Annotated in this window: 17 protein-coding genes; 10 read left to right on the top strand and 7 right to left on the bottom strand. The window is 63.5% G+C overall.

Annotated elements, in window-relative coordinates; translation table 11 throughout:
• Positions 1-170: 170 nt before the first annotated feature.
• Complete coding sequence (locus tag IV454_RS15235) at positions 171-632, bottom strand: cupin domain-containing protein (protein WP_206092118.1); 462 nt, start codon at positions 630-632, stop codon at positions 171-173.
• 216 nt (positions 633-848) lie between these two features.
• On the opposite strand from IV454_RS15235, the gene IV454_RS15240 reads away from it, so the two are divergent.
• The gene (locus IV454_RS15240) at positions 849-1,604 is read left to right on the top strand and encodes an ATP-grasp domain-containing protein (protein WP_206092119.1); all 756 of its coding nucleotides are present in this window, start codon (positions 849-851) and stop codon (positions 1,602-1,604) included.
• Positions 1,605-1,715: 111 nt separating this feature from the next.
• Here IV454_RS15240 and IV454_RS15245 read toward each other — a convergent pair whose 3' ends face one another.
• Entirely contained in the window at positions 1,716-2,093 is a 378-nt protein-coding gene (locus IV454_RS15245) for a hypothetical protein (RefSeq protein ID WP_206092120.1), read from the bottom strand.
• A 233-nt stretch (positions 2,094-2,326) separates the two neighbouring features.
• Between IV454_RS15245 and IV454_RS15250 the strand changes: the two genes are divergently transcribed.
• The 5 genes from IV454_RS15250 (at position 2,327) to IV454_RS15270 (ending at position 7,341) form a co-directional block, all read left to right on the top strand.
• Entirely contained in the window at positions 2,327-3,379 is a 1,053-nt protein-coding gene (locus tag IV454_RS15250) for an OmpA family protein (protein WP_206092121.1), read from the top strand.
• A gap of 221 nt (positions 3,380-3,600) precedes the next feature.
• Positions 3,601-4,665: an OmpA family protein gene (locus tag IV454_RS15255; protein ID WP_206092122.1), complete on the top strand. Its 1,065-nt coding sequence runs from the start codon at positions 3,601-3,603 to the stop codon at positions 4,663-4,665.
• 160 nt (positions 4,666-4,825) lie between these two features.
• Positions 4,826-5,884: an OmpA family protein gene (locus IV454_RS15260; RefSeq protein ID WP_206092123.1), complete on the top strand. Its 1,059-nt coding sequence runs from the start codon at positions 4,826-4,828 to the stop codon at positions 5,882-5,884.
• Positions 5,885-6,020: 136 nt separating this feature from the next.
• A complete protein-coding gene (locus IV454_RS15265) occupies positions 6,021-6,785 on the top strand; it encodes an OBAP family protein (RefSeq protein ID WP_206092124.1) in 765 nt (254 codons plus the stop codon).
• A 97-nt stretch (positions 6,786-6,882) separates the two neighbouring features.
• Positions 6,883-7,341: a hypothetical protein gene (locus IV454_RS15270; RefSeq protein WP_054266749.1), complete on the top strand. Its 459-nt coding sequence runs from the start codon at positions 6,883-6,885 to the stop codon at positions 7,339-7,341.
• Between the two features lie 77 nt (positions 7,342-7,418).
• Here IV454_RS15270 and IV454_RS15275 read toward each other — a convergent pair whose 3' ends face one another.
• Positions 7,419-7,625: a hypothetical protein gene (locus tag IV454_RS15275; RefSeq protein ID WP_206092125.1), complete on the bottom strand. Its 207-nt coding sequence runs from the start codon at positions 7,623-7,625 to the stop codon at positions 7,419-7,421.
• 279 nt (positions 7,626-7,904) lie between these two features.
• Between IV454_RS15275 and IV454_RS32830 the strand changes: the two genes are divergently transcribed.
• Together IV454_RS32830 and IV454_RS15285 are read left to right on the top strand one after the other, a co-directional pair.
• The gene (locus IV454_RS32830) at positions 7,905-8,441 is read left to right on the top strand and encodes a PAAR domain-containing protein (RefSeq protein WP_229522260.1); all 537 of its coding nucleotides are present in this window, start codon (positions 7,905-7,907) and stop codon (positions 8,439-8,441) included.
• An 8-nt stretch (positions 8,442-8,449) separates the two neighbouring features.
• Positions 8,450-9,112 (top strand): lysozyme family protein, encoded by a 663-nt coding sequence (locus IV454_RS15285; protein ID WP_206092126.1) that lies wholly within the window; start codon positions 8,450-8,452, stop codon positions 9,110-9,112.
• A 171-nt stretch (positions 9,113-9,283) separates the two neighbouring features.
• Here the strand turns inward: IV454_RS15285 and IV454_RS15290 are convergent, their stop codons facing one another.
• Positions 9,284-10,225, bottom strand: coding sequence for an SMP-30/gluconolactonase/LRE family protein (locus tag IV454_RS15290; protein WP_206092127.1), 942 nt, complete (start codon positions 10,223-10,225; stop codon positions 9,284-9,286).
• 102 nt (positions 10,226-10,327) lie between these two features.
• On the opposite strand from IV454_RS15290, the gene IV454_RS15295 reads away from it, so the two are divergent.
• Entirely contained in the window at positions 10,328-12,550 is a 2,223-nt protein-coding gene (locus IV454_RS15295; protein ID WP_229522261.1) for an NHL repeat-containing protein, read from the top strand.
• A 41-nt stretch (positions 12,551-12,591) separates the two neighbouring features.
• On the opposite strand, the gene IV454_RS15300 is transcribed toward IV454_RS15295, so the two are convergent.
• Both IV454_RS15300 and IV454_RS15305 read right to left on the bottom strand, forming a co-directional pair.
• The gene (locus IV454_RS15300; RefSeq protein ID WP_229522262.1) at positions 12,592-13,254 is read right to left on the bottom strand and encodes a CCXG family PEP-CTERM protein; all 663 of its coding nucleotides are present in this window, start codon (positions 13,252-13,254) and stop codon (positions 12,592-12,594) included.
• A gap of 693 nt (positions 13,255-13,947) precedes the next feature.
• A complete protein-coding gene (locus IV454_RS15305; RefSeq protein ID WP_206092129.1) occupies positions 13,948-15,237 on the bottom strand; it encodes a D-amino acid dehydrogenase in 1,290 nt (429 codons plus the stop codon).
• A 103-nt stretch (positions 15,238-15,340) separates the two neighbouring features.
• Between IV454_RS15305 and IV454_RS15310 the strand changes: the two genes are divergently transcribed.
• Positions 15,341-15,841: an Lrp/AsnC ligand binding domain-containing protein gene (locus IV454_RS15310; protein WP_206092130.1), complete on the top strand. Its 501-nt coding sequence runs from the start codon at positions 15,341-15,343 to the stop codon at positions 15,839-15,841.
• Here the strand turns inward: IV454_RS15310 and IV454_RS15315 are convergent.
• Positions 15,838-16,695: a pirin family protein gene (locus IV454_RS15315; RefSeq protein WP_206092131.1), complete on the bottom strand. Its 858-nt coding sequence runs from the start codon at positions 16,693-16,695 to the stop codon at positions 15,838-15,840. The two genes, IV454_RS15310 and IV454_RS15315, sit on opposite strands and share 4 nt — an antisense overlap.
• Positions 16,696-16,757 lie beyond the last annotated feature (62 nt).

Consider the following 16,757-nt stretch of genomic DNA (forward strand, 5'->3'; position numbering starts at 1 on the left):
AAGCCAGCCAACAGCGATGGCTGCTGATAACAATTTGTTATCATAGCGTATGCGGCCAGGATATGGCGCGTGGTTGAGTTACCGGATGTAAAGCGGCTGCGCCCGACATCCGGGCCGCGCTGCGCCTCCCTTCACGCCGCTGCTGTGCGTGCCGCCGAATCGATCCATCGTCAATAGGGACTCGATGCGGGTTCTCCCGCCGCGTTCATCCAGATGTCGTCAGGCAGCGAGCGGTCGCGCTGGCATACCCGGTCGTGGTCGGGATAGCTGATCCTGTCGACCGGAGCGCGGGTGCCGACCACCAGGCAGCGCGTGGGCGACGCGCTGCGATTCCAAAGAAAGTGGCCGACCGCGACACCCGCACGGAAGGTGGCCGCGTCGCCGGGCTTCAAGATGGTTTCGGTATCGCCTTCAACCACTGTCACGTGGCCCTCCAGGACGTAGACCATTTCATCTTCCGCGCTGTGCCAGTGCTTGATCGACGAGCGCGTGCCCGGCTGCAGCACTTCCACGAAGGCGCCAAACTGCGTCAACCCGCCGGCCTCCGAAATCCAGAGCGTCTGGTTGGGTTCAGCCAATCCTTCGGGGGAGCCTTCTTCCTTCATGAAACGATCAGGCGTGAGCGCAGGCATGCGTGGTCTCCTTTTGTCGGTGAGGGAGGTGAGAAAGTGGATCATCCGTGAATGCGAGCGACAGCGCTTGCAGTGGACCTGATTTTACGCCGACGGGCGGAACCCACAGGCAGTCGCACTGTCCGCGTTGTTCCAGCGAGCACGGTTTTTGTTGCCTTGCGCTGAAGAGGCTGCGACACTGGCGGCCGTGGGCTTCAACGTTTATCTGGAACCGTCATGCATTGGGTGATTCAACAAAGTATTTTCAAGCCGGGCAATTACCAGTTGCTGGTCAATGCGCTCGATACGCTGGGCATTTCCTATACGCCGGTGGCGATTCCCAACGGGACGTTCGACATGGCTCCCGATGTGAACCCGGCAGGGAAGGTTTATGTCTGCGGCGCCATCAAGCTCGCCAGGATCGCACGCGACAAGGGCTGGGTTCCCGGCAGCTTCTTGAACGAGAATTTCAAGTTCGATATCTGGCTCGCCCAACTCGGTTCCCGGCTGCTGAACCACGACATCGAGTCCGGCACCTTGGCCGACGTACGCAGCGGCCACCTGGCGAAGTTCTTCATCCGCCCGGCCGAAGATAACAAGGCCTTCGACGGCATGGTGATGGACAGCGATACGCTCGCCGACTGGCGGCGTGATCCGGCCAAAGCCCACCTGCAAAAGATCGACGTCGTCGTCTCGCCGGTCAAGGCGATTTATCGCGAATATCGCCTGTTCATCGTTAACCGCGAGGTGGTGACCGGCTCGGTGTACCGCATCGGCGGCCGCGCGGAGATATCGCCCGACGTGGAAGACGATGTCCTCGACTATGCCCGCAGCGTGATCGACACATGGACCCCGGCGCAGTCGTTCGTCATGGATGTGGGCCTAACCGAGGAAGGGTTGAAGGTAATTGAGTTCAATAACATCAACAGCTCGGGTTTTTACGCGATCAATGTTCCAAAGTATGTCGACGCGATTCAAACGCACTACGGCTAAGGGTAACGGGGCAGGCCGAGGGAGGCGATGACGCCTAAAGCCGCCAGCGCCAGCATGCCGCACTTCCAGGACCTCTGCATGCGCCCGGGCGCTGAGCCGGGCCGCGCACGCTTACGCGCAGACGCTGGCCAGGAAATCGGCCACGCTGGCTTTGTTGAGAATCAGGCTTGACGCGGCCGCATACGGATCGAACTGACGCTCCGTACCACCGGCGAAGGGCACCCGCACCTTGATCCGTTCACCGTCGACCTGCACCGACGCATCCGCCGTATCGAGCAGATACTGTGAAATGAACGCGCCCACCAGGCCGACGAAAAACCCCAGATCCTCGCGCCCCACCGTCTGCGCCTGCAGCCACTGGCTGAACGGTGCGCGCAGCGAATCGAGATCGAGCGGTTCGCCCGGCGCAACGAGTCCGGCCTGGGCCAGCACCGCATCGAGCATCGGCCGGGCTTCTTCGAGAACTTTATACGGGTCCATATTGGCCATGTGAGTGTGGGAGCGGGCCGGCGGCCGCGCATTCGGGGCGTCATCATACCATCGACCGCCCGCCGCGCGGCCCCGGCCCGCGTTCGCCGCGACATCAACCCTGGCCGGTAAAACGGCGCCGCGATTACCGCTTGCGACGGATCAGCGCCCGTGTATGATTTGCTTGTTTTTATGGAATCGTTATACATTTTCCTGCATTGTCAGGCCGATCCCTTTTTGTCCCACTGCCCGCCATGACCAAACAACGCAACGCCGCTCTCTGCCTGTCGATCTCGCTCGCCTTTGCCTTCACCGGATGCAAGCCGAAAGCACCGGTCGAACCCGTACCGGCGCCCGTCGCCAGCGCCCCCGCCGCTGCGGCGCCCGCCGTGGTGCAAGCGCCGGTGGCCGCAACGCCGCCGCCCGTGTCCGCCAGCGCCGACGTCGACCTCGATAAAATCGCGGTCATCAGCAAGCCGATGCCGCCGTTCCCGTTTGTCGATTACCCGGAAAACATCGGCGAATCGAAGCAGCAAACCAAGGCCTCCGATTTCGACCAGTTGCACCTGATCGTCGGTAACAAGGTGCAGGCCGTCGAAGGGCGTTTCCGGCGGCTGGTGTTCGAACTGGCCGATGCCAAGGTATCGCGCTTCCAGGCACAGCGCGATTACGCCAAGGCGGCATTGGATATGGGCGGCGTCAAGATCAATACCAGCATGCCGAAAGACGAGGCGTTCCAGAAAGTGAATGGCGTTTTCAACGATGCCATGGCAAAGACCCTGGATTACCCGAACGAGAATTACAGCTACGAAAGCTACTTTTTCCCGACCCCGACCGGCCGCAAATGGATGCTGATCATGGCCAATGAAAACAGTGTGCGCGTCACGTCGATCGAAGAAAAACAGACGGCATCGATGGTCAAGATGGTGACCGCCGCGGTCATGAAATCGGAACTCGACAGCAAGGGCCACGTCGCCCTCTACATTAATTTCGACACCGACAAGTCAGCGATTCGTCCGGACGGCAAGCCGGCGGTCGATGAAATCGCCGCGCTGATGAAGAAAGAAACGGCGCTGCACTTGTCCGTCGAAGGGCATACCGATAATGTTGGCGACAAGGCCCGTAACGTCAGCTTGTCGCGTGAACGCGCGCAGGCCGTGGTGCAGGCCCTCGTGAGCGACGGCATCGACGGCGCCCGCCTGAATGCCACCGGCCACGGCGCGGAGAAGCCGCTGGTGGATAACGGCAGCGAAGAGAACCGCGCGAAAAACCGCCGTGTCGAGCTGGTCAAGGTCGTGAAAAGCTGACGCCAGCGGCGCGCGGCGGCCACGCACCCCGCGGCACTGGCAGACTAATGCCGGTGCCTTGGGAGCGTGCCTGTCCGGGCAGCCAAAGCCAAACGGTAAAACGCCGCTGCGATTGCCGCTTCGGCTGAAATAACGCCAGTGTATGATCGCCTTGTTTTTATGTAATCATCATATTTCCCCCCTGCACCGCAGGCCGATTCTTTTTGTTCCGACTGACCGACATGACCAAACAACTCAACGCCGCTCTTTGCCTTTCGATCTCGCTTGCCTTCGCCGTGACCGGATGCAAGCCGAAACCGCCTGCCGCACCAGCCCAGGCGCCGGTGGCCGCCGCACCGGCCGTGGTGGCCCCCGTGGCGCCCGCACCGGCGCCAGTGGCGGCAGCGACGCCAGCGCCGGCCGCCGCCGGTGCCGCGGCCGACGCCGGCCTCGATAAAATCCCGGTCATCACCAAGCCGTTGCCGCCATTTCCGTTTATCGATTATCCGGCCAGCGTCGGCGAAGCGTTTCAGTCGACCACGGAATCCGACTTCGACCAGTTGCACCTGATCGTCGGTAACAAAATCCATACGGTCGAAGGGCGCTTCCGCTTGATGTCGTTCCATCTGTCGGATGCCAAGATTTCGAAATTCCAGGCCCAGCGCGATTACGTCAAGGCAGCGGTGGATATGGGCGGCGTCAAGGTCAATACCACCACGCCGGATAATGAGAACTTCGTGGCGGCCAATGGCGGCGACTCCTATGTCCTGGATAAGAAACTGAATTTCCATGGAAACTCCAGCAGCTACGACGTCTACTTTATTCCGACGCCGACGGGCCGCAAATGGATGGTCGTGATGATCAACGACGGCGGCGTGCGCATCGTCTCCATCGAAGAAAAGCAGACCGCGTCGTCGGTGAAAATGGTCACTTCCGCCGTCATGAAATCGGAACTCGACAGCAAGGGCCGCATCGCGCTGTACATTAACTTCGACACCGACAAGGCGGCCATTCGCCCGGACGGCAAGCCGGCGGTCGATGAAATCGCCGCGCTGATGAAAAAGGAAAGCGCGCTCAATCTGTCGGTCGAAGGCCACACCGACAACGTGGGCGACAAGGCGCGCAACGTCACCCTGTCGCGCGAACGTGCGCAGGCCGTGGTGCAGGCCCTGGTGAGCGATGGCATCGAGGGCACCCGCCTGAGCGCGGCGGGCTACGGTGCCGAAAAACCGCTGACCGACAACAGCAGCGACGAAGCCCGCGCGAAGAACCGCCGCGTGGAGCTGGTCAAAGTCGTCAAAGGCTGATCCGTCAGGGCGCGGCCGACAAGCGGCCGCGCTACCGGAGCGCAGCGCTAACACGCCGCTGCGCTGACCGCTTGCGGCCGATCCGCCGCCCTGTATGCAATGCTTGTACTTTTTCCTGCACCGCCAGGCCAATTCATCTTATTCATTACGATTGCACGACATGACCAAACACCTCAACGCCGCTCTTTGCCTGTCGATCTCGCTCGCCTTTGCCGTCAGCGGATGCAAGCCGAAAGCACCGGTCAACCCGGTGCAGGCACCAGTGGCAAGCGCGGCGGCGAGCGGGCCGCAAGCGGCCGCCACACCGGCAGAGGCGCCGGTTGCAGCACCGGCCGCGGCCAGCGCTGCAGCCGCTGTCGACCTCGACAAGATCGCGGTCCTCGCCAAGCCGGTGCCACCGTTCCCGTTTGTCGATTACCCGCCAAGCGTCGATAAAAAGACTTACAGCACCAAGGAATCCGATTTCGACCAGGTGCATGTCATCGTCGGCGATAAATTGCATGCGGTCGAAGGGCGTGTCCGTAAAATCTCCTTCGCTCTGGACAATGCCAAGATCTCCCAATTCCAGGCCCAGCGCGATTACACCCAGGCGGCGCTGAACATGGGGGGTATCAAGGTCAATACCGCCAAGCCGCACGACACCGCGTTCCTGGCGGCCAATGGCGACGATCAAACCGAGCTCGATAAAAAGCTGGGCTACGAGTTTCACACCTATTCCTATGAGGTGTACTTCCTGCCGACCGCGACCGGCCGCAAATGGATCGTCGTGATGGTGAGCGACACAGATGTGGATATCATTTCCGTCGAAGAAAAACAGACCGCTTCCTCGCTGAAGGTCGTGACCGCCGCCGACATGAAGTCTGAACTTGACAGCAATGGCCATGTCGCGCTGTACATCAACTTCGACACCGACAAGGCCGCCATCCGCGCTGATGGCAAGCCGGCGGTCGATGAAATCGCTGCGCTGATGAAAAAGGAAAGCGCGCTGAATTTGTCGGTTGAAGGCCACACCGACAACGTGGGCGACAAAGCCCGCAACGTGACCTTGTCGCGCGAACGCGCGCAGGCCGTGGTGCGGGCCTTGGTGAGCGATGGCATCGACGGCACCCGCCTGAGCGCGGCGGGTTACGGTGCCGAAAAACCGCTGACCGACAACAGCAGCGATGAAGCCCGTGCAAAGAACCGTCGCGTGGAGCTGGTCAAGCTTGCCAGGGGCTGATGAATGCGAGCCGGACGGTACCTCCGGCAGATTGTGTCGCACCCGTAACGCGTGGCGCAAAGCGCGCCGCTGCGCTACCGTATCAGTGAAACGGCGTGGGAACCTCCACGCCATCACTCTTTCCGGGAGCGCTTTCATGACACGCACGCATCTTTCCATGGCGATGGCAGCCCTGCTGCTTTCACTGTCCCCAGGCTGGGCGCAAGAAAAAGTGGCGCCTCCCCAAACGCCGCCCGGGGCCGCCAAGGCACCCAGGACGCTTGCGCTCGAAGCCGGCGCCAAACTCTTGCAAAGCAATAGCCCGGTCGCCGGTTTCGATATCTATCTGCTCGGTTTTCATCCCATGAAGGACCATCCCGAACAGCAGATGGAAGCGCATCATTATTGCCACCAGATGAACGAGGATTTCGCCCAGTGCGTCCTGTTCGACAGCAATACCAAAAAAGCCAATATGCACGGCGTCGAGTACATCATTTCCGAGACCCTGTTCGCCACCTTGCCCGCCGACGAAAAGACATTCTGGCACCCGCACAACGGTGAAATCCTCAGCGGCCAGCTGATGGCGCCCGGCATTCCCAAGCTCGCCGAAAAAGCGCTGATGAAGTCCAAGATGAACAGCTACGGCAAGACCTGGCACGTATGGAATACCGGCCACATGGGCCAGCCCAAGGACAAGCTGCCGCTGGGCGAACCGATGCTGGCCTGGTCCTTCAACCGCGACGGCGAAGCGCAGCCGGGCCTGGTCGAAGAGCGCGACCGTCGCATGAAGCTCGATACCGCGACAACGCGCAAGGAGCGCGCCGATCTGGTCAAACTGGCCAGGCCGCAAGCGGGCACCGACGAACTGAAGGGCAAGTTCGCGCGCCCGACCCGCGATATCCCCGGCGTGACGAACAAATAGGCGCGCCTGGGCTGGCAAGCGGCGCTGGCTGCCTTCTCGAATCGCCGAAAACAGGTCAGAATAGCGCCTCCTTATCCCGACAAAAGAAAAAATAACCATGTTCGATCGCTTCGTAAAACCCCTGGCCTGCGCCAGTGTGGCCGTGTTCCTGACGGCATGCGCCGCCAGCGGCCCGAAATTTGCCACGGTGGAAAATACCCTTCCCGCCGTGGCCGACAATGCCGGCCGCGTATTCTTCTACCGCGAATATTCGTCCTTCGGCGCCGGCATGCGGCCCGATATTTTTGCGTGCGGAAGCAAGGTCGGGGAATCGATTCCAGGCGGTATGTTCTATGCGGACCTGCCGGCCGGCGACTGCGAGATCACCATCCCTTCGGTCATGTATCCGGGCGAGCGCAAGATCAAGGTGACCATCGGTACGCCGAAAGTGATTTATTTCAAGACCTGGATGGGCGCATCGAGCTTTGGCGGGCGCACCAATATCGAAGAGGTGAGCGCAGGCGAGGCCATCGAGGCGATGCAAGACCTGGCCCTGACGAACGAGAAAAAAAACTGAGGACCGCCATTCGCCTTCATTGACGAACGGGTGCCTGGGCGTTGGTTCCGACGCCTGCGCCGCTGCCGGCCGGGCGGTCACTGGCGGAACGGCGCGGCCGGGCCGGGGCGTTGACCGCCTGGCTGCATCTGGCGCCCGGCGCAGGATGGGGGCGCACTGGCGGCGCTCGTGGATGCCTTGCGCACGGTGCGCAGCTTGTCCCTGCAAATGGTGTGCAGGCAGCACGCCTGTATTCCCGTGGCGCCGGTGCGCGCGCCTCTGGCCGCGAGCGGCGACCTTGACATGCTGGCAGCGTTTGCGCGGCGCTTGCAGCCAGGCGGCAGGCCGGAGACGGATGAACGCTCGTTGCAGCCCCTGTACAGCCTGCTAGCTACCAAGGGTTTGCTTGAGCGATGTCAAACCTGCGGGAGCGTCGAAACGTAACCTTGGCATATGTCAGGCGCCCCGGTGCCGCTAACGCCAGCTTGTTTATGCCGTCGCAAAGGAAGAGCCATGAAACTACCCTCCCATCCCGTTGTTCCCGCAGGAGCCAGCCGCCGTCCAGCCATGCGGAGCCTGCCGCAATGAGGCGCTACACCATTACCCTCGGGGCCACCACCACCGCCGGCGGCAGGGTCGTGTCGGCCAGCGGCAGCGGCTGCATCAACGGCGTGCCCATCGCACTCGAAGGCGACCTGGTGGCCTGTCCCGCATGCAAGGCGACCGGGCGCATCCTGTGCGTCGGCCCGCGCATTCCTGAAATGTCCGACGGCAAGCACGTCGCGCTCGAAAACGATTTGTGCACCTGCCGCTGCACGCCTGCGCCCAAGCTGCTGCCGGTGCAGATCATGCGCAGCCAGGTGCTCAAGGATACCGGCCGCGCCCTGTCCAATACCGGCAACAGCGAGCCGTCCTACGGCGCGCGCGGCACGCCGCGCGGCCCCAGCTTCAACGAGCGCTTCGTGCTGCTCGACGAAGAAACCGGCGACCCGCTGGTGCACAAGGAATACGCGGTGGTGCGCGCCAGCGGACAACTCGAATTCGGCACCTCGGACCGCAACGGCCATACGCACTTGCTGTCGACGACCGCGGTGCCCGAATCCGTCGAAATCTATGTCTAGGAAGCAGCATGAGCCCGACCCTCATTTCGCCGTCCGGCGCTGTCCTGCACCACCGTGCGCGCCTGAGCACCACGCCGGCCGCCGAAGCCGAAGCGAAGGCGGTGCGCATCCGGCTTGAGAAAGCATGCCGGCTTGAAGAAAACCGGGTCTACCTCAAGCAGCCCAACATCCGCGCCTTCCTGCGCGCGATGTGCCACAGCCTCGGCGGTGGCGTCGATTTTCTCGATGGCGCCATCCGAGGCCGGCGCAACGACCCGTGGCGCTTCACCGACTTCTCCACCCATCCCGGTCCCGGCCACGACGGCAAGGGCACTGCCGCCGGCCTGTACCGGATCACGCGCGATATATGGGCAGAGTACGGCGCGCGCATGGGCCTGACCGACTTCTGTGCCGAAACGCAGGAACTGATTGCCGTGGAAGTGTTGCGGGGATTGGGCGTGCTGGGCAAGATCCAGGCCGGCGATATCGACGCCACCCTGGTGATGGCAGCGGCCTGCTGGCCGGGCTTGCCCACAACACCGGCGAGCCAGGCGCGCTTTGCGGCGCCGGACCCGGCGTACGAGAGCTTCCTGCACAAATACGGCGAATGCGGCGGCAGCGTCAACCCGCAGGCGGGCCCGCGGTGCCAGTGCGACCCGTCGCGCCCGGACTTGCCGCCGTTGCCCCCATAAGGCGCAGGGCGTCCGCACGAGCTGTTCACCTTGCGCGGCACCCCGGCGCGCATCGCAGCGCCATGATTGCACTCCCGGCCTGCGCTTGCCGCAATGCCGGCATCCGGTTGCCAGAGCGCGCCGGGCGCGCGCCAAACGCACACGCCCGTTCTCGCGGGGCCCGCATCGCGCTTACTGCGCCGGCTTGACCCCGCCGGCCTGGCGCCGCTGCCATTCCAGCCCCGGACGCGCTACCCGAAATTGCAGCAGCTGCCCATTTTCCACCTCGGTCACGTAGGCGGTGCGTCCATCCGGTCCACCGAAACTGATATTGCTTGGCTTCTTGCCGGGCAGGGCGATCTCGGCCAGGAGGCGGCCCCGCGGCGACAGCTTGACCACCGTGCCTTTGCCGATGCGCGTGACGTACAGGTTGCCATCGACATCGACGCGCATGCCGTCGAGCGCAAAATCGGTAAAGCTGGCGATGCGGCGCTTGCCGCCCAAGCTGCCGTCGGGCGCGATCGTAAAGGCCCAGATATAGCGCTGCACGCTCTCGTTCACATACAGGGTGCGCCCGTCCGGGCTGACATCGATGCCGTTCGCCGTGCCGAGCTGGTCGGCCGCGAGCGTGACCTTGCCGTCCGGATCGATGCGCCACACCCTCCCCGTATTGTTCTTCCAGTCCGGATCGCTCGCGTAGATGACACCGCCGGCCGTGATGGCCAGGTCGTTCGGCTGGCTCATGGCGGCCTCGCGCGCATGCACGGTGATGGCGCCGCTGGCCGGGTCGATGCGGTAAATCGTGTGTTCCACATAGTCGGCCACGAACATCGCGCCATCCGGTCCGAAGCGGATGCCGTTGCCGATGCTGGTGCCGGGCAGGGTCGCGAACACCGTGGCCTCGCCGTTCGGCTTGACCTTGCCGATGGTTTGCTGGCGCGCGAAATTGACCGCGTACACATTCCCGGCGGCATCGACCGCCGGCCCTTCCACGCCGAAGGTGAACGATTGGGGTAGCGTGAGGGCGCTGGCCACGTGCAGGCGCTCCAGGGTGGCCGGGGGCGCGCCGGCGGCGTGGGCCGCCTGGCAGACGGCAAAGGCCAGCGCGCACGCCAGCCGGGTCGAGGTATCCATGGAACTCCGATCGGAAAAAAAGCCGGTCATCCGGCCGGCACCTAGTGTACTTGATGATGAGGTAAGCTTCGGGTTTTGAACATGCTGAGCCAGGTGACAAGCTTGAATGGTAAATACAAGAAGCCGCTGCTGATCGCGGCGGCCGTCGGCGTCATCGCCTTGGGTATCTGGATCGCGCTGCAACCCTTCAAGCAGCCGGCGGTGCGCAAGGTGGCGGCCCTGGCCGGCATCGAAGCGCAGCCGACCGTGCTGGGCTGGCCGGTGAGCATCGGCACCGTGGCCGGCAGCAGCGGCAGCGCCGGGTTCGTCGAGGGCGCCGCGGCGCAGGCACGCTTTTCCGATCCCTTCGGCCTGGTGATCGACCGCGACGGCAACGTCTACGTGGCCGATGCGGGCGAGAACAACCGCATCCGCAAAATCACGCCCGAGGGCGTCGTCTCCACCCTGGCCGGCGGGCCCGAAGGCTTTGCCGACGGTACCGGCGCCGGCGCCGGGTTTCACACGCCGTCCGGCATGGCCATCGACAGCGCCGGCAACCTGTTCATCGCCGATACCGGCAACAATGCGATCCGCAAGATCACGCCATATGGCGTGGTCAGCACCATCGGCGGAACTGGCGTGGGCGGCTACCGCGACGGCAAGGCGGGCGAGGCCCAGTTCAACGGACCGGTCGGCGTGGCGGTCGACAAGGCCGGCGTGGTGTATGTGGCCGACACCTACAACGACCGCATCCGCAAGATTGCGCCCGACGGTACGGTCGGCACCGTCGCCGGCGGTGCGCCCGGCTATGTCGACGGAACGGCCGCCGAGGCCCGCTTCGACACGCCCACCTCGGTTGTGGTCGATGCCAGGGGCAACCTGTATGTGGCCGATACCAGCAACGGCGCGCTGCGCAAGCTGGCGCCGGACGGGCAGGTGAGCACCCTGGCGATTGCTCCGGAAGACGCCGAAAAACCGCTGCTGCGCCGCCCTGTGGGCCTGGCGCTCACGCATGACGGTTTTCTGTACGTGGGCGATATCTGGCGCGGACGCATCCTGCAGGTCAGTCCCGACGGCAGCTTGCGCGGCCTGACCGGGATTGGCGTCGACATCGAGATCGGCGACGACAAGTCGCTGCGCTTTAGCCGGCCGAGTGCGATCGCGGTCGACCGGATGGGCGCGCTGTACGTGGCCGATGCCGTGAAGCGCACCGTGCACCGCGTTTCGCCGCGCCGCGATGGCGCGACGGCAGTGCTCGCGCCCAAGGCGCCGGCGCTGCTTGCCACGGGCAGCGCGCCGGGGCCGGCAGGGTCGGGAGCGGCCGCGCCCGTCGCGGCGGCGGCATCGCCCGCGGCCGCCGCCGCGGCCGGGCACTTTCCCTGGCCGTTCAAGCCGCAGGACCAGCGCCATGAAGTAGTGGGTACGATGGGCGAAGTACGTGGCAGTTACGGCGGCGAAAGCCGGCATCACTTTCACAGCGGCCTCGATGTCCAGGCCGACATGGGTGTGCCGGTGCTGGCGGTGGCCGACGAAAAAGTCAGCAGCCCGGTGCCCAACTGGGCCTTCGGTGAGGTCGGCGAAGGCATGAGCGTCGACAGCATGGCCTACATCCACATGCGGGTCGGACGCACGGTCAAGGATGCGCCGCTCGATGCGGCGCGCTTCACCATGCTCGACGATGAAAAAGGCAAGGCGGCGCGCGTGCGGATCAAGCGTGGCACCCGTTTCCACGTGGGCGACGCGCTCGGCACGGTCAACCGCATGTTCCATGTGCACCTCGTGTACCAGCCGGGCGGGGCGGAGGCCAATCCGCTGATCCTGCCGTTTACGGGCTTCAGCGACCAGGTGGCGCCGCGCATCGACAAGGTCGAGCTGGTCGACGCGGCCGGGAAGGCATTGGCACGCAAGCCGGGCAAGCGGGTAATGGTGGCGCGCGGCGCGGGGCCGTTGGGAATCGTGGTCGACGCCTACGACCAGGCCGACGGCAACGCCGCGCGGCGCAAGCTGGGCCTGTACAAGGCCGGCTACCAGGTGCTGCGGGCCGATGGCACGCCGCTGGCCGGATTCGAGCAGCCGCTGATCAATATCGAATTCAACAAGCTGCCGCCGGACCCGGAAAGCGTGAAGCTGGCGTACGCCGACAACAGCGGCATCACCGTGTACGGCAGCGCAAGGACGCGGTTTTTGTATGTGGTGACCAATACCGTGCGCGACGGCGTGGCCAAAATTGGAGCATGGGACCCGGCCGCTCTGGCGCCGGGCGACTACCTGATCCGCATTGTCGCGGCTGATTACGTCGGCAACGAAGCGATCAACGGACGCGACTTGCCGATTACGGTGGAGTGAGGGACAGGCCGGGAGGTCGCAGTGGACCTCCCGGCCTGTGGTCAGGCGCTGATTTTTGCCGGACGATTGCGGCGGCGGGTGACGAAGCCCAGCATGGCCATGCCGGTCAGGAACATGGCATAGGTTTCCGGTTCCGGAACCGCGCTGACGAGATTATCCTTCGTGCTGAAGCTGGTGAATGTGCCGGCTGGCGCCAGGAACTGCGCTTGCTGGCCGCCATCGCAGCATCCCTCGAAGCCATAAATGGTCAGGGTGTGGTTGCCGGCGGCCAGGTTCACCGTGGCATTGAAATACTGCGAAGGATTGCTGTACTGGCCGTCCCACCACATATCGTGGCTCTTCGAATCGAGCGCCACGCCATTGAGGAACAGCGCGCCGCCGAAGCCGAAATCGACCCCGGCGCGGAACTGCCACACGCCGGCGTTGGCTTCGCTGACGCCGAAGCTGATGGTCGACTTGAGCGCGAAATTACTGTTGCCGCCGAACAGGCTGGCGTGGGTGATGTTGTTATACGAATCGACGCTGGTTTTCGCGTAGGTGGCGCCCTGGAGCGCACCGTCGACGGCGCTGCGATAGGCCGCCGCGTCGGACAAGAGGCCGGATGGGGTGGCGGAAGCCGATTCGATCACGATCGTGCTTGCGTTGACACTGCCGGCAAGCGCGAGGCTAGCGGCTGCTAACATCCATGAGAGTTTCTTATTCATTTTTTTCCTGGACAAAGGACCGCGCGCGCAAACGCTGCGCGGTCGGATGAAAGAGAGTTTTCGCTCCGCACAAGCGGCCATCGCATGCGATGGACGTTCTGTCTGGGTGCGGGCGCTGAATCAGGGTGTACCGGACAGTTATCCGGTGCACGAACAGTAGTCAAAGAATAACATAGATGCGCGGCGGAAAATTTACTGACGGCATGTGTGTTTACGTTTTACAACGAGTCGATTCCTACGGCTGAGCCCAAAACGCCTACAACCGGGGTCAGAGCTCTAATCAGCAACAAAAATATTGCACATTCCACCCAAGCACCCAAGGGGTCTGACCTCTGATTAGCAATAAAAATACCACCGGGGTCTGACCTCTGATTAGCAACAAAAATACCACCGGGGTCTGACCTCTGATTAGCAATAACACCCAAGGGGTCTGACCTCTGATTAGCAATAAAAATGTTGCGAATCGGAGGTCAGCCCCCCGGTTGTAAGCTGTTTCACTGCTGTCGTAGGAATTTTGATGTCAGGTGTTGGCGGGGAGGGTGCCGACGCCATGGTTGCGGTTGGCAGATCGCTGGTCGAGGCGGATCGGAGGATAGACGGGGCTGACTTCTGTTTAGCAACGAGAAAAAGTTTCTAATCAGAGGTCAGACCCCGGTTGTAGGCTGTTTTACTGCTGTAGTAGGAGTTTTGGTGTCAGGCGTTGGCGAGGTCGAGGCGGGCATCGCTGCCGCGACCCTGGTAGCGGCCGGCCGAGAGGTCGTCGAAGCGGATCGCCGGGCGCTTGGCCGACATCAGGTCGGCCAGCATCTGCGCCGAGCCGCACGACATGGTCCAGCCCAAGGTGCCGTGCCCGGTGTTGAGGAACAGATTGCCCAGCGCGGTGCGCCCGACGATCGGGGTGCCGTCCGGCGTCATCGGCCGCAGCCCGGTCCAGAACGAGGCGCGCGCGCTGTCGCCAGCACCCGGAAACAGGTCGTTGACCACCATTTCCAAGGTGGCGCGCCGGCGCGGATTGAGGCGCTGGTCGAAGCCGGCAATCTCGGCCATGCCGCCGACGCGGATGCGGTCGTCGAAACGGGTCACGGCAATCTTGTAGCTCTCGTCCAAAATGGTCGAGACCGGCGCCTTGCTGGCATCGGTGATCGGCACGGTGATCGAGTAGCCTTTCATCGGGTACACGGGAATGTCGACGATCGATTTGAGCAGCGCCGTCGAGTGCGCGCCGAGCGCGACCACATAGGCGTCGCCCTGCACCAGTTCGTCGCCGCAATGCACGCCGCTGATGGCGTTGCCCGTCACCGCCAGGCGGTCGATGGCGACGTTGTAGCGAAAGCGCACGCCCAGCGCTTCTGCCATCGCGGCCAGGCGGGTGGTGAACAGCTGGCAGTCGCCAGTCTCGTCGTTCGGCAGGCGCAGGGCGCCGACCAGCTTGTCCTTGACCAGCGCCAGCGCCGGCTCGGCCTGGCCGAGCTGCTCGCGCGTGAGTAGTTCGTAGGGCACGCCGGAATCCTGCAGCACCTTGATGTCTTTTTCCGCGCTGGCGAACTGCTGTTCGGTGCGGAACAGTTGCATGGTGCCGCGCTGCCGGCTTTCGTAGCTGATGCCGGCTTCTTCGCGCAGGGTCTTGAAACAGTCGCGGCTGTACTCGGCCAGGCGCACCATGCGTTCCTTGTTGACCGCGTAACGGTCGGCCGTGCAGTTGCGCAGCATGTCCCACATCCATTTGAGCTGGAAGGTGGTGCCGTCTGGTGTGATGGAGAGCGGCGCGTGGCGCTGCAGCATCCATTTCATGGCCTTGAGGGGAATCCCGGGCGCGGCCCACGGCGAGGCGTAGCCGGGCGAAATCTGGCCCGCGTTGGCGAAGCTCGTTTCCAGCGCCGGACCGGGCTGGCGGTCGAGCACGGTGACGTCGTGGCCGGCCTTGGCCAGGTAGTAAGCAGTGGTCACGCCGATAACGCCGCTGCCCAAGATGACGACACGCATGGTTTCTCCGGAAGATAAAGTGAGGGTGCAAGAATTTCCGCTATATTATTGGGTTTCAACCAGTCTTTGTTCACGTATAACTGCACTTATTTAGTGGAATTTCATGCGTATCGTTAAAGAATCGAGCCGCAGCCTCGATAAGCTCGACCGCCACATCCTGCGCATCCTGCAACACGAGGGCCGCATTTCCATGAAGGATTTGGGCGAGCGGGTCGGCCTGTCGGTCACGCCCTGCATCGAGCGGGTCAAGCGCATGGAGCGCGATGGCGTGATCAGCGGCTATTACGCGCGCGTCGATCCGGCCGCGCTGGGCGCGAAGCTGCTGGTGTTCGTGGAAATCACCTTGAACCAGAAGTCGGCCTCGGCCTTCGAGCAGTTCCGGCGCGAGGTGCTGCGCATTCCCGAGGTGCAGGAATGCCATCTGGTGTCGGGCGACTTCGATTACCTGATCAAGGCGCGCATCCACGAGATGGCCGAGTACCGCAAGCTGCTCGGCGACATGCTGCTGCAGTTACCGGGCGCGGCACAGTCGAAGAGTTATGTGGTGATGGAGGAGATCAAGGAGACCTTGGTGCTGTCGACCGAGGCGCTCCTTCAGCCTTAGCGCAGGCTCTGGAAACGGCCGGCTTCGAAGTCGGCGATGGCGCTCTGGATTTCCTCGCGCGTATTCATCACGAACGGTCCGTGCGACACCACCGGCTCGCCGATCGGCGTGGCGTGGCCGAGGATCAGCAGGGCATCGGTTTCGGCGCGGATGGCGAGGGTGTCGCCTTCGTCGTTCAGTTCGGCCAGATGAAAGGCGTCGGCGCGGTCGCCGTTGATGTCGATGGCGCCGCGCACCACGTACAGGAAGACATTGCGCGCGCGCAGGTCCGGCACGCGCAACTGGCCGCCGGCGCGCATCGCCACCGTGCTCATGAACACGCCGGTGAGCGAATGCACCGGGCCTTCGATGCCATTCCACTGGCCGGCGATCAGGTGCAGGTCGACCTTGCCGGAATCGAGGCCGATGGTCGGAATGTCGCCCCGCTGCAGTCCGGTGTAGGCCGGCGCGCTCATTTTCAGGCGCCCCGGCAGGTTGATCCACAATTGCAGGATTTCGAGCTGCCCGCCTTGCTCGCGAAACGCCAGCGGCGACACTTCGGCATGCACGATGCCGCTGCCCGCGGTCATCCATTGCACGCCGCCGGCGCCGATCACGCTCTCGTGGCCGGCGCTATCCTTGTGCATCAGGGTGCCGTCGACGATGAAGGTGACGGTCTCGAAACCGCGGTGCGGATGCGGCCCGAACGGCAGGCCGCGGTTGCCCGGCGGGTAATGCTGCGGTCCGTGGTGATTGAGGAACAGGAAGGGATCGATCTGGTCGGCGTACGGGCCCGGCAGCGGACGCTGGGTCAGCAGGTCGCCGATATCGTCGCGTTGCGCTGGGTGCAGGCGCTTGATGCTTTTTTCGCTCATGGGCTCACTCCTTCGATGGTGGTTGCGTCCCTCACCATACCTCAAGCGCGGCGCGCGCGGCG

Source organism: Massilia antarctica, assembly GCF_015689335.1.
Lineage (GTDB): Bacteria > Pseudomonadota > Gammaproteobacteria > Burkholderiales > Burkholderiaceae_D > Telluria_A > Telluria_A antarctica.